We start from the raw sequence: 12,905 nt of genomic DNA on the forward strand, positions 1-12,905 counted from the left end.
CATCCGGTTGATTGCAAGCGGCGCGACCGATACGGAACTTCTGCACGTCCCCGGTATCATTATTGGATCAACAATGAATTCGCGTCGCATCATGGCCGCCTTCCCGTCGGCGGCCGACGAACAAGTCACGCTCGCCAACTGGCGCCAGCATCCCTTCAGCGAGTGGGCATTCCGCAATGTCCGCGAACTGCTGCCGACCGCCAACATCGCGCGCGCTTCGACGCCGTCCCCGCTGTCCTTTGCTCCGCGCTATCTCGACGACGTCAGCTTCGCTGACCCGCGCGGTGAGACGGTCGGCGTCGGCCAGGCGCTGCGCGCAAGCCACACCGACGGCATCGTCGTGTCGCATCGCGGTCAGGTCGCCTTCGAATGGTATGCCCACGGCCTGGCGCCGGATACCCCGCATCTGATTTTCTCGGTCAGCAAATCGGTCGCGGGAACGCTTGGCGGCATCCTGGCCGATCACGGCAAGCTCGATCCCGACGCGCCGGTGACGCGCTACATCCCGGAGATGGAGGGATCGGTCTATGGCGGCAGCTGCACGGTGCGGCACCTGCTCGACATGAGCGTCGGCATCCGCTTCGACGAGGATTATATGGCGCGCGACGGCGACGTCATGAACTACCGGCGCTCGACCGGCTGGGAGCCGCCCGACCCGACCGTGCCGCCGACCAACCTACGCGACTATCTGCGCACGCTGCGGCCGAACGGTACGCCGCATGGCCAAACCTTCCACTACGTCTCGACCAACACCGACGTGCTCGGTTGGGTCTATGAGCGCGCCTGCGGCATATCCTACGCGAAGATCCTCGCGCAGTATCTGTGGCAGCCGATGGGCGCCGAGCACGACGCCTACATCGCCGTCGACTCGCGCGGCGCGGCCCGCGTCGCCGGCGGCATCTGCGCGACACTGCGCGATCTCGCCCGTTTCGGCGAGATGATGCGCAACCACGGCATCAGCAACGGACGGCAGGTGGTGCCTGGCTGGTGGGTCGACGACATCAGGCAGAACGGCAATGCCGAGGCCTGGTCGCGCGGCGATCTGACCAAGGTGTTTCCGAACGGCAACTACCGCAACAAGTGGTACACGATTGATCGCAACGAAACCCCGTTCGCCGCGGTCGGCATCCACGGCCAATGGATCTATATCGATCCGGAGAGCGAGACCGTGATCGCGCGCGTTTCCTCGCAGCCGCTGCCGATGGACCTCGATCTCGATCACATGTGGATGCGCGGCTATCGCGCGATCGCGGCCCGGCTTGCCAGCAAGGCCTGACGAGCCGCGACACCATTGACGTAGCATCATCCGATCGGCGGCCGCCGCGTATGCCAGTCGGTCACCGATTGGAATGCGGCGCCGGCGCGGACCAGCACGTCTTCGGACAGATGCGGGCCAACCAGCTGCATGCTGAGCGGCATCTGGTCCGACGCCATGCCCATCGGCAGCGTGATGGTCGGGCTGCCCGAGAAGTCGAACACCGCCGTGAAGCGCAGGATGTTCAGGAGGACGTTGGGGTCGGCACCGTATTCGCTCATCTTGGTGAGCGTCGGGATCGGCACCGGCATCGTCGGGATCAGCAAGAGATCGATATCCTCGAACATCGCGGAGAGGCTACCGCTGAACTTCAGCCGCTCGTGATGGATCGCAGCGATATCGACGCCGCTCGTCGTCCTGCCCTGCTCGATCAGCTGGGCGAGGTCCGGTCCATATTCCGACTTCCGCGACGGGTAGGTGTCCAGATGCGCCTCCGCCGTTTCCACCGAGCACATCGCAATCCACTGGCTGACGAGCTTCTGATAGGGCGGGAAATGCACCTCGCGGATGTCGGCACCAAGATCGGCAAGCGCGCGCTCGGCCTGTACCAAAGCGGCGACGACCTGCCGATCGATCCCCTCCTGGGTGTACCTGCGATCGACGCCGATCCTCAAGCCGCGGATGCCATCGCCTGCCCCGGCCAGATAGTTCGGCACCGGCGCGCGCAAGGCGGTCGGATCGTTGGCATCCGCGCCGGCGATGACGCCGAGCATCGCCGCGGCGTCGGCCGCGCTGCGGCACATCGGTCCGATGTGATCGAGCGAGTCCGCCAACGGGAAGACGCCGTATCGGCTGACGCGGCCCCAGGTCGGCTTGATGCCGGTCAAGCCGCAAGTCGCCGACGGAAACCTGATCGAGCCGCCAGTGTCGCTGCCGATCGAGCCGTAGCAGAGCCCCGCCGAGGTCGCGACGCCCGATCCGGTCGACGACGAGCCGACCCAGTAGTTCACATTCCACGGATTGAGCGGGGCCTGAACGGCCGGATGGTGGCTGGTATAGGCGCCCTCCGTCATCTTGAGCTTGCCGAGCGTGACCGCACCGGCGAGCTCGAGCCGATCCACGATCGTGGCATTGAAGGACGGAACGAACTTGGCGTGGATCGTCGTGCCGCCCGCGGTCGGCGCAAACGTTGTGTAGCAGAGGTCCTTCAGCCCGATCGGAACGCCATGCAGCGGGCCGCGCCTGATGCCCTTGGCGATCTCCGCATCGCGCTGCCTCGCCTGCGCCATGGCCCGCTCCGCAAGGACGTGCGCATAGCCATGAAACTGCCCATCGAACTTCGCGATCCGGCCGAGGATCGCCTCCGTGATCTCCGAGGCCTTCGCCTCGCCGCGGCGAATGAGCTCGGAGATCTCGGTGATGGACTTGTAGTGCAATGGATCCGCTGACATGTCGTTGTGGCCCCGGCTAGAACTGAACACCGCGCGTCAAGGCGCCGTCCACGACGAGGTTGGTCCCCGTGATGAAGCTCGCCGCCCTGCTCGCCAGGAACACCGCGGCGTTCGCCATCTCCTGTGGCGTGCCCATACGGCCGGTCGGGTTGAGCGCCAGCGCGGTCTTGTACAGTTCGGGATTGCCGTCCTTGATCATGTTCCAGACGCCGCCCTCGAAATAGGTATTCCCCGGCGACACCGAATTGGCCCGGATGCCTTTCGCCGCGAGCTGGTAGGCGAGGCCCTGCGTGTAGTGGATGATGGCGGCCTTGAAGGTGCCGTAAGGACCGCTGGCGAAATCGACCTCGCGCCCCGACACGCTGGAGATCGTGACGATCGCCGCCGCCGCGCTCTTCTCAAGATAGGGCATCGCCGCGTTAACCAGCCGCACCGTCCCCATCATGTCGGTGGAGAACTCCTTCTCCCAGCTTTCCTCGTCCTGCCCGATCGACAGCGCGCTGACATTGGCGACCACGACATCGATGCCGCCGAGCTTTCCAGCCATGTCGGCGACCCAGGTCTTCAGCGCCGGTCCGTCGGAGACGTCGACCGCGCCGCCGAATGCCGCGACGCCCTTGGCCTTGATCGCGGTCACCGCAGCGTCGACATCCGCCTGGTTGCGCGCGCAGATGCCGACATTGGCACCCTCGGCCGCGAACGTGTCGGCGATTGCGCGCCCGATCCCCTTGGTGCTGCCGGTCACGAGAACCTTTGCGCCCTTGAGTCCCAGATCCATATCCATTCCCTCCGTTGTTATCGATTGTTGAACGCGCACTTCCTCTCCACATGGCGTGGCCGATCAAAGCAGCAGCTGCGCGCGAACATTGTCCGCGTTGACCTCCTCGCCGGCCAGCGATCGCGTGATCTTGCCCTTCTCCATGATGTAGCAGCGCTGGGCGATCGCCAGGATGGTGTCGAGGTTCTGCTCGACGAAGATGATCGTGGTGCCGAGCTCGGCGCGGAACGATTGCAGCGCCTCGCAGATGTGCTGCACGATCGAGGGCTGGATGCCCTCGGACGGCTCGTCGAGGATCATCAGCGAGGGATTACCGATCAGTGCGCGGCCGATCGCAAGCTGCTGCTGCTCGCCGCCCGACATGGTGCCCGCAATCTGGCGCCGGCGCTCCTTCAGGCGCGGAAAATACGCGTAGACGAGTTCCGGCAGCTTCTTTCCGTCGGGTCCGCCGATCAGCTCGCCGACCTGCAAATTCTCCTCGACGCTCATTTGCGGAAACACGTCGCGGCCCTGCGGGATGTAGCCGAAGCCGGCGCGCGCCCGCGCATCGGCCTCGAGCTGCGTGACATCCTGATCCATGAAGGTGATGGTGCCGCGCCAGGACTGCAGCAGCCCGATCAGGCAGCGCATCAAGGTCGACTTGCCGACGCCATTGCGGCCGATCACGCCGACGATCTCGCCGCGCGAGACCGTCATGCTGACGCCCTGCAGGATCGGCGTCGCGCCGTAGCCCGCCCAGAGCCCCGATACGTCCAGGATACGATCAGTGGGCATGGGTCTTACCCAGATAGATTTCCGCGACCTTCTCGTCTTCCAGAATGGACTCGAGGCTGCCGCGCGCGAAGATCTTGCCAAGATGCAGAACGGTGACGCGCTGGGCGACCTGACGCACGAATGCCATGTCGTGCTCGACGACAAGAACCGTCATGCCCTCGGCATTGAACGACTTGATCAGTTCGCCGGTCTTGTAGGTCTCTTCCGGCGACATGCCCGCGGTCGGCTCGTCCAGCAGCAAGAGCTGCGGCTGCAACGCCAGCGCCATCCCGATCTCCAGCCATTGCTGCTGGCCATGCGACAGCGCACCGGCGAGCTTGCCGCTATCATCAGCCAGATTGAGCAGCGCCAGCAGCCGCTCCTCCTCAGCCCGGCATTCCGCGCCCGAAAGCCGCTCCTGCAGCGCGATCTGGATGTTCTGCCGCACCGGCAGTTCCTTGAACACGCTCGGCGCCTGCATCTTGATGCTCATGCCGCGTTGCACCCGCGCGTAGGGTCGCTCCGCGGTGATATCGACGGAGTCGAAGAAGATGCTGCCGGTGCTCGGCGGATAGAAGCCGACGATCAGCTTGAACAACGTGCTCTTCCCGGCCCCGTTGGGCCCGATCAGGCAATGGACCTCGCCGGCATTGACCGTCAGGTCGACGTCGGAGACGGCGGTCAATCCACCGAAGCGCTTGGAGACACCTTTTACATCGACCAGTGCCATGGTTCAGGTCTCATCCGATTGCAGACGGCCGGCATCCGCCAGCGCGGGGGCTTCGTCGCGCCGTCGGCGCCTGGTCCACCAGTCGACAACGAGCTTGCCGATACCGAGCACAAAACCCTGCGGCGCCAGCATCACGGTCGCGAGCAGAAGTACGCCCATCAGCACCAGCGCCGCCTGCTGGCTGTAGACCGTGATGGTCTGGAAGCCGAACAGCAGCAGGAACGATCCGACCAGGGTCGCGGTCAGATCATTGCGTCCGGAGAACGCTACCCACACGATCGGCATCGCGGCCGCGGGCAGACCGATGCTGGACGGCGTGATGAACTGCCCCCAGGACGTGTACAGCGCGCCGCTCAGCCCCGCGAGGCCGCTGCCGATCACGAACGTCAGGAGCTGATACTTGCGGACGTCGTAGCCGAGCATCTCGGCGCGCTGCGGATTTTCCCGCGTCGCCACGATCACATTGCCGATGCTCGAGTTCACCAGCATGCGCAGCGCGATGTAGACGATCACGATCAATGCGATCATGAGGTAATAGAGCGCCGATCCCTCGATATCGAAGCTGCCGACCGTGAGCGGGTCCATTCCCTTCATGCCGTTGAAGCCGTTCAGCCGCGCCGGACCGATATGCCATTCCGGCCCGGCCGTCTGCCCGAGGAAGAAAGCCAGCACCAGCGTTGCCGAAAGCGTCACGATGCCGAAGAAAATCCCGCTGATGCCACCCCAGATCATGAAATAGCCGAGGACCCCCGCCGCCATCATCGCGATGACAACCGAGAGCACGAGCGCGGCGATGGTGGCCGTTCCCCCGCCCATGTTGATGGCGAGCACGCCGTAGCCGTAGCCTGCGATGCCGAAGAAGAAGGTTTGGCCAAACGATAGCATGCCGCCGTAGCCCCACATCAGGCAGAGGCCGAGCGCCATGAAGATCCAGATCAGGAAGTAGGCAAAGTTTCCGACATCATAGGAGTCGGCGAACAGCGGATAGATCAGCGCGCCCGCCAGCACGACGAGAAAGCAGGACCAGAAGTTCTTTCCGCGTCCGAGCGTCTGCGGACCGTCGAGCAGCTTCAACATCAGAGATTCCCGTCTAGCGCCCACGACGAACCAGCACGCTCGATAGCCCTTCAGGCAGCACCCGTATGATCAGGATCACGGCAAACAGCATGCCGATCTGCCCGATGATCTGCCCGTAGCTCGCATTGAGCGCCATCCTGATCATCGCCAGGAACACTGCCGCCGGTGCGGTTCCGAGCAGGACATTGGCGCCGCCGATCACGACGGTGACAAAGCTCTCGACCACGAAGGTCGCGCCCATGGTCGGGATCAGCGTCATGGTCGGCGCGTAGAGCGCACCGCAGAGCCCTGCGAGCGCCGTGCCGATCCCGAAACTGATGGAATAGATGCGGCCGGTGCGTGCGCCGAGCGCCTTCGCCATTGCCGCATTCTGCATCGTGGCGCGCGCGATCACGCCAAAGCGCGTCTTCATGAAGATGATGTAGAGGCCGGCCAGCACGGCCACCGCACAGCCGAACAGCACGAGGCGATAGGTCGAGAACGTGTAACCGCCGATCGCAAAACTTCCTTCCGGCGTGCCGATGCCGCGCACCGCGGACCCGACAATCAGCAGCATCGACTGCGTCACGATCAGGCTGAGGCCCCAGGTGGCGAGCAGCGAGTCGAGCGGACGTTTGTAGAAGCGCCGCACGATCAGCAACTCAACGATCATGCCGATGATCCCCGCCGTCAGCGCGGCCAGAATCTGGGCGATCGGGAGCGGCACGCCGAGATTCACGAGCCCGACCGTCACATAGGCCCCGCACATGATGAACTCGCCATGCGCCATGTTGATGACGCCCATCATGCCGAACACGATGGCAAGGCCCGCGGCCGACAGGATCAGGAACGCGAACACGTCGGCGAACTGATAGAATAGCGAGAAGAGTTCAGCCGACATTCCGCTCTCCGTCATCACGGCGCCGCATCATTGCGGCGCCGGTTCGCTTCAAAGCCATGACGCAAAACACGAGCAAGATTCGTGCCCGCTTGCGTCACGATTTGCTGGGAAGATGACTCGGCGTGTACTGATCCTTGTCGTTCTTCTTGGTGAGGTCGCAGCCGATCTCGCCGAGCCAGTATGGCTGGATGGTTCCGTAGTCCTTCTCGACGGTCACCTCATGCTTGGGCCCGACCGAAATCAGGCGCATGCGGTGCGACGTATGCTGGCTCTTCGGATCGATGCAGACCTTGCCCTCGGGGGCGTCGATGCAGGCATCACCGGTCGCGATCACCTTGCGCATGTCCTCGAGCTTCGTCGACTTCGCCTTCTCGACCAGTGCCTTGTACATGTAGAGCGCGTTATAGGCATTGTAGCCCATGTCGTTGATGTAGAGCTCGTCGGGGAACTTGGCGTGCCAGCGCTTCTTGAAGTCGTTGGCTTCGGGCGTGTCGATCTCCTCGAACCAGTTGGCAGTCGCATGCATGTTGTTGAGCGCCGGCGGCTTGAACCGCTTGTGCTCGAAGCCGAGCATGACCTTGATCGAGGACCCCATCGGCAAATTGAGGTTGGCGGCGGACGCCTGCTCGAAGAACGAGTCCTGCGCGGCACCGACATTGATCGTCAGCAGCCAATCCGGCTTCGCCTTCTGGATATTCTGGATGGTCTGCGCGAACTGCGATACGCCGAGCGGGATGAACTCCTCGCCCACGACCTCGCCGCCGAGGTCCTTCATGATCTTGCGGTTCCACTCCGCCGAGATCTGGCCGAAATTATAGTCGGCCGCGATGACGTAGACCTTCTTGCCGAACTTCTGAACCATCCAGGGGATCAGGGTCGAGAACTGCTGCTCCGGCACCGCGCCCATGCTGACCATGCTGGCATCGCAGACGCCGCCTTCATATTGGTTCGTGTAGAAGTACGGCGTGGTGGTACGATCGACGATCGGACGCAATGCCTCGCGCGACGCCGAGGTAATGCCGCCGATCAGCACGTCGACCTTGTCGCGGTTGAGCAGCCTTCGGCCGAACTCCTGATAGCGGGCATTGTCACCTTGGGGATCAAGGTGAATTAGCTCGATCTGGCGGCCGAGAATGCCGCCGCTTTTGTTGATCTCCTCGACCGCGAGCTGCGATCCATGCAGCTTCGGCATACCCATGAAAGCCAGATCGCCGGAGACGTCCTCCAGCAAGCCGACCTTCAACGGCGGATCGGCCGCCTGAGCAGCACCAATGACAGCCGTCCCGAGTACGGCACCAAGCAAAGCCATTCCGACTATACGCCCCGAATTCATCGCGATGTTCCTTGTCGTTGAAAGATGTGGAAGTCACGCCTTGAGGTAATTCTTCAGGATCGACGCCCCCATCGTGTATTTGGGGTCGACCATGTTGCCGAGCCGCATGCGGCCGGCCTGGCTGAGCAGCATGTAGGCGTCGATCTCGTCGAAGCCGTAGTCCGCGCTCATCCAGCGCACGAGCTCGCGATAGGCGATCCGCGCCGCGTCCTCGAGCGGCCGCGCGCTGCCGATCGTCATGATGAAGTCGCGCGTCTCGAGCCGCGGCCAGGCGAAGCTCCAGTTCTTGATCAGATCGATCTGCAGCGTGACGGTGGCGCGCTGTTCGAGCGCGACGCCCGAGAGTTCGCCGTCGCCCTGCGTGGCGTGGCAGTCGCCGACATAGAGCAACCCGCCCTCGGTATGCACCGGAAAATAGATGATCGAGCCAGGCGCGACGTCTGGCAGGTCCATGTTGCCGCCGTGATAGTCGGGCTGCAGCGAAGAGATCGCCTCGATCTCGGGCGACACGCCGATCGTGCCGATGAACGGCTCATAGGGCAGCGTGATCTTGTCGTTCCAGCGCACGCCGTTGCGGTCGACATGCAGCTTCTTGACGCGCTCCGGCAGCGGCGGATTGAGCAGCGCCGTGGACGCGGTTCCGACCAAGCCGCCGAACTCCGGAATGATGCAGGTGGTGCCTGCCGGCTGCGCGCCGCGGGTCTCGACGTCGCGGATATAGACGGCGAGGCAATCGCCCTTCCTGGCGCCCTTGACCGCGATCGGCCCGCATTGCGGGTTCAGGTAAGGGAAATTCAGCTTCGCCGTGGGGCTGTCGGTCTCGCTGGTGAGCACGCCGCCGAAGGCATCTTCGGTCTCGACGACGACCACCCCGCCCGGATCGATCGACAGGGTCGGCTTGGCATAGGGTCCATAGACGTAATGGAAGCCGCCCTGTTGCTCGATCGTCAAACTATGGGTCGTGCCGGTCGCACCCTTGGCGACGGCGCGCTTGGCCATGATGGAACTCTTCAACCAGTCTTCGGTCATGCGAACGGCTCCTCAACTCAGATCGCGGGATGGCGCTTGTGCCAGTCGGTGACGCGCTGGAAGGCATCGCCGGCACGAACGAGACTTGCCTCGTCGAAATGACGGCCGACAAACTGGAAGGCGACCGGACCACCGTTCGGCGCAAAGCCGCCGGGTAGCGTCACGGTCGGGCTGCCGGTCATGTCGAACGGACAGGTGAAGCGCAGCAGCCCGGTGATCAGTGACGGATCCTCACCGAGCGCCGCCATCTTGGCCAATGTCGGCGCAGCGAACGCCTGGGCTGGAACCGCGATGAGATCGACCGTGTCGAACAGCAGCCGCACGGCGCCGCGAAACGCCTCGCGCCGCAGCACGATCTTCTGATAGTCCATGCCGGACTGCGCCCGGCCGAGATCGAGCAGGCCCGCGAGTGCCGGACCGTATTCGTCCTTGCGCGCCGGATAGGTTTCTTCGTGCGCAACGGCCACTTCGATGCCGCACAGCGGGAACCAGTCCTCGATCACGGCCTTGGGATCGGGGAACGTGATCTCCTTGATCTTCGCGCCGAGATCGGCGGCAACCCGCAGCGCTTCGCTGAGCACCTTGCCGGCAGCCTCGTCGGTGCCCTCGCTGGTCCAGCGCCGATCGACCCCGATCGTTACGCCGCGCAAATCTCCAGTCAGGCCCGCGAGATAATCAGACACGGCCAGCGGCACGGACGTGGTGTCCTTTGGATCCTGACCCGCGATCACGGCGAGGATCGCGCCGCAATCCGCCGCGCTGCGCGCCATCGGACCGATGTGATCCAGCGTTGCGGCGAGCTCGAAAGCGCCGTAACGGCTGACGCGTCCCCAGGTCGGCTTCAGCCCGGTGATGCCGTTGGCAGCTGAGGGAAAGCGGATCGAGCCGCCGGTATCGGTTCCAAGTGAACCGAAGCAAAGCCCCGCCGCGGTGGCGACGCCGGAACCGCTCGACGATGCGCCGGACCACAGATCGGCATTCCACGGATTCGTCGGCGGATCGATCTTCGGGTGATGATCGGCATAGGCGCCCTCGGTCTGCTGCAGCTTGCCGAGGATGATGGCACCGGCCTCCTTCAGCCGCGCGACCACGGTGGCATCCTCACTCGGACGGAAGTCGCGATGAATGGTCATGCCGTGCGCGGCCGGCGCCCCCTTGACCCAGCACAGATCCTTGACGGCGATCGGCACGCCGTGCAGCGGCCCCTTGATCTTGCCGGAGGCAATCTCCTTCTCCGCCGCCGCCGCTTCGGCAAGCGCTGCGTCGCCCATCACATGAGCATAGCTCTTGAGCTGGCCGTCGAGCTGCCCGATCCGTCCGAGCATCGCTCTCGTCACCTCGACAGGTGAGAGCTTTTTGGCTTGAATTTGCTGCCCGACCTCAATGAGCCCGAGATAGTGAAGATCCGTCGTCGGCATCGTTTCTCATCCCCGCACTTGGCACGACGCAAGCGCAGGCACTGCCCATCACCGCGCATGCGCCTCCGGCTTGGCGACACGGATGTGTTGCCAATTTGTCTGGCGGCAAAAGCAAAAAGCCACCCGCCCCTCCAAACGAAGGTGACGAATGGCCCAAATGCCGCGGCTATGAACTATCGCGTGGGTCCGGGATCGAACGGAGCACTCTGCGCGGCGATCGGGACGTCATCGGCCAAATCGACGCACGCAAGGTTCGACAGGAAGCCCTGTAGGAGAAAATTCTAAGGAGGTGTGCAGCGCGTTGTCAACGAGGCTGGCTGCACAAATTTCGCGAGGTGCTGCGCAGCAAATCGGCATGACCTCTTGCACCGGCCTCTGCGAAGATGGTTTCCTGCATGCGTTGCACTGAAAGTCGTCGATGACAAAGCCGTCCATTCCCGTTGGCATTATCTGCTCGCAGCACGGGCCCTATCAGGCCATGGGGCGCGAGATCCTGAAGAGCGCCATGATGGCGGTCGACGAGATCAACGAGCAGGCCGAGTTCGACTTCGCGATATCGGCGCATGTCCGCGATCCCCGCGGCGTCATTTCGGAATACCATACGGTCTGCGACGACCTCATTCGCAATGTCGGCGTCGAGCACATCATCGGCTGCTACACCTCGGCTTCCCGCAAACAGGTTCTTCCGATCGTCGAGCGCACCGACCGCCTGCTCTGGTATCCGGCACGCTACGAGGGCTTCGAATGCTCCGACAACGTCATCTATGTCGGCGCCTCGCCCAATCACAACGTGCTGCCGCTGGTGCGCTACGTGCTCGACAATCTGTCGCGCGAGATCTTCTGCGTCGGCTCCAACTATGTCTGGACCTGGGAGACCAACCGCGTCACCCGCGAGCTGGTGACGGCGGCGCGGGGACGGATTCTCGCCGAACGCCTGCTCGAGCTCGGTGAAAGCGCGGTCACGCATATCGTCGACGAGATCGTGCGGCGCCGGCCGCCGGTTGTGTTCAACACGCTGGTCGGCAGTTCGAGCTATGATTTCATCCGCGCGTTTCATGCCGCAACCGCCGCGGCAGGTCTCGACATCCCGATGCTGAGCTGCAGCCTGTGCGAGCCCGAGCTCAAGATCGCGGGCCCCGCATCGGCCGGCTGCATCACGTCGTCGGCCTATTTCGAAAGCATTCGCCTGCCCGAGAACCAGGCCTTCGTCGCGCGCTGGAAGGCGCGTCACGGCGAGCACAGCAGTCCGTCGGTGGACGGGCAATCCGCCTATGTCGCGGTCTATCTGCTGGCCCGCGCGCTGCAACGCGCCGGCACCTCCGATATCGGCGAGGTGCGGCGCGCCGCGGCCGGCCACCGCTACAATTCGCCGCAAGGCCCGGTCTGGATCGACGGCAGCAACAACCACTGCGTCCTGACGCCGCGGCTCGCCGTCTCCAACGCCGAAGGACAGTTTGACATCTTCTGGGAAGCTGAAGCTCCGGTTAAACCGGATCCCTATCTGGCGCAGCTCGACATCGCCGCCGGCCCCGCAAGGGATGGAACGTTGCCGAATGCGCCCCATTTGCGGGTTGTGAAATGAGCAAGCCGTCGTCATTTTCGCTGCGCGGACGCAAGGCGCTCGTCGCCATCAAGGACGAGCGCGACGCCACCATCGTCAGGCGCCAGTTCGAGCGTCTCGGGATCGACATCGTGACATGGGATGGCGGCGCCGATATCGACTGCCGGCCGGACGTGACGCTGATCGACGACGAATTCCTGCCGCTCGCCTCGCCGGCGCAGCGCGCGGCGCTTGGACGAAGCCCGGTCATCGCCCTGCTCGGCACCGAGACGCCGAGCCGCCTCAAGCTGGTGCTCGACCTCGATCCGGCCTCGTTCCTGGTCAAGCCGCTGCGCTCGGCCGGCATCTATGCCGCGCTGGTCCTCGCCTTCGAGCGAAGCGAGCGCACCAACGAGCTGAAGCAGCAGGTGCTCAAACTCGAACAGCGTCTTCGATCCCGCCGCGTCGTGCTCGCCGCCGTCCTTCAGGTCATGCACACCCATGCACTGGCCGAGCCGGCCGCCTTTGCGCTGATCCGGCGCGCCGCCATGGAGCAGCGCAAGACCATCGAGGAGCTCTCGGCCGAGATCACGGCAAACGGCTCCCTGCCCCGCGCGGCGGGCTAGACCAGCATCGCTCAAGCCAAGTCGCAGCGGCCACC

General features: G+C 64.1%; 12 protein-coding genes. 3 read left to right on the top strand and 9 right to left on the bottom strand.

The window, feature by feature from the left end:
• Nucleotides 1–73 precede the first annotated feature (73 nt).
• Entirely contained in the window at nt 74–1,276 is a 1,203-nt protein-coding gene (locus tag AAFG07_RS26740) for a serine hydrolase (RefSeq protein ID WP_342722821.1), read from the top strand.
• 26 nt (nt 1,277–1,302) lie between these two features.
• Here the strand turns inward: AAFG07_RS26740 and AAFG07_RS26745 are convergent, their stop codons facing one another.
• From AAFG07_RS26745 to AAFG07_RS26785, 9 genes are all read right to left on the bottom strand, one after another.
• Nucleotides 1,303–2,706: an amidase gene (locus AAFG07_RS26745; RefSeq protein ID WP_342722822.1), complete on the bottom strand. Its 1,404-nt coding sequence runs from the start codon at nt 2,704–2,706 to the stop codon at nt 1,303–1,305.
• Nucleotides 2,707–2,722: 16 nt separating this feature from the next.
• Complete coding sequence (locus AAFG07_RS26750; protein ID WP_342722823.1) at nt 2,723–3,484, bottom strand: SDR family NAD(P)-dependent oxidoreductase; 762 nt, start codon at nt 3,482–3,484, stop codon at nt 2,723–2,725.
• A gap of 63 nt (nt 3,485–3,547) precedes the next feature.
• Complete coding sequence (locus AAFG07_RS26755; RefSeq protein ID WP_342722824.1) at nt 3,548–4,258, bottom strand: ABC transporter ATP-binding protein; 711 nt, start codon at nt 4,256–4,258, stop codon at nt 3,548–3,550.
• A complete protein-coding gene (locus AAFG07_RS26760) occupies nt 4,248–4,967 on the bottom strand; it encodes an ABC transporter ATP-binding protein (protein WP_342722825.1) in 720 nt (239 codons plus the stop codon). The genes AAFG07_RS26755 and AAFG07_RS26760 overlap by 11 nt, the downstream gene beginning before the upstream one ends.
• A 3-nt stretch (nt 4,968–4,970) precedes the next feature.
• Nucleotides 4,971–6,044: a branched-chain amino acid ABC transporter permease gene (locus tag AAFG07_RS26765; RefSeq protein ID WP_342722826.1), complete on the bottom strand. Its 1,074-nt coding sequence runs from the start codon at nt 6,042–6,044 to the stop codon at nt 4,971–4,973.
• A gap of 13 nt (nt 6,045–6,057) precedes the next feature.
• On the bottom strand, nt 6,058–6,924 hold the full coding sequence (locus tag AAFG07_RS26770) for a branched-chain amino acid ABC transporter permease (RefSeq protein ID WP_223968694.1): 867 nt from the start codon (nt 6,922–6,924) through the stop codon (nt 6,058–6,060).
• Between the two features lie 94 nt (nt 6,925–7,018).
• Nucleotides 7,019–8,233, bottom strand: a complete 1,215-nt coding sequence (locus tag AAFG07_RS26775) for an urea ABC transporter substrate-binding protein (RefSeq protein WP_342722827.1) — start codon at nt 8,231–8,233, stop codon at nt 7,019–7,021.
• Nucleotides 8,234–8,290: 57 nt separating this feature from the next.
• Nucleotides 8,291–9,286 carry an acetamidase/formamidase family protein gene (locus AAFG07_RS26780; protein ID WP_342722828.1) on the bottom strand — a complete coding sequence of 332 codons (996 nt, stop codon included), beginning with the start codon at nt 9,284–9,286 and terminating at the stop codon, nt 8,291–8,293.
• A 17-nt stretch (nt 9,287–9,303) separates the two neighbouring features.
• The gene (locus AAFG07_RS26785) at nt 9,304–10,704 is read right to left on the bottom strand and encodes an amidase (protein WP_342722829.1); all 1,401 of its coding nucleotides are present in this window, start codon (nt 10,702–10,704) and stop codon (nt 9,304–9,306) included.
• 418 nt (nt 10,705–11,122) lie between these two features.
• Here AAFG07_RS26785 and AAFG07_RS26790 point away from each other — a divergent pair, with 418 nt between their 5' ends.
• Together AAFG07_RS26790 and AAFG07_RS26795 are read left to right on the top strand one after the other, a co-directional pair.
• Nucleotides 11,123–12,286: a transporter substrate-binding domain-containing protein gene (locus AAFG07_RS26790; protein WP_342722830.1), complete on the top strand. Its 1,164-nt coding sequence runs from the start codon at nt 11,123–11,125 to the stop codon at nt 12,284–12,286.
• Nucleotides 12,283–12,870 (top strand): ANTAR domain-containing protein, encoded by a 588-nt coding sequence (locus AAFG07_RS26795; protein WP_342722831.1) that lies wholly within the window; start codon nt 12,283–12,285, stop codon nt 12,868–12,870. The genes AAFG07_RS26790 and AAFG07_RS26795 overlap by 4 nt, the downstream gene beginning before the upstream one ends.
• Nucleotides 12,871–12,905 lie beyond the last annotated feature (35 nt).

It is taken from the genome of Bradyrhizobium sp. B097, assembly GCF_038957035.1.
Taxonomy (GTDB): Bacteria; Pseudomonadota; Alphaproteobacteria; order Rhizobiales; family Xanthobacteraceae; genus Bradyrhizobium.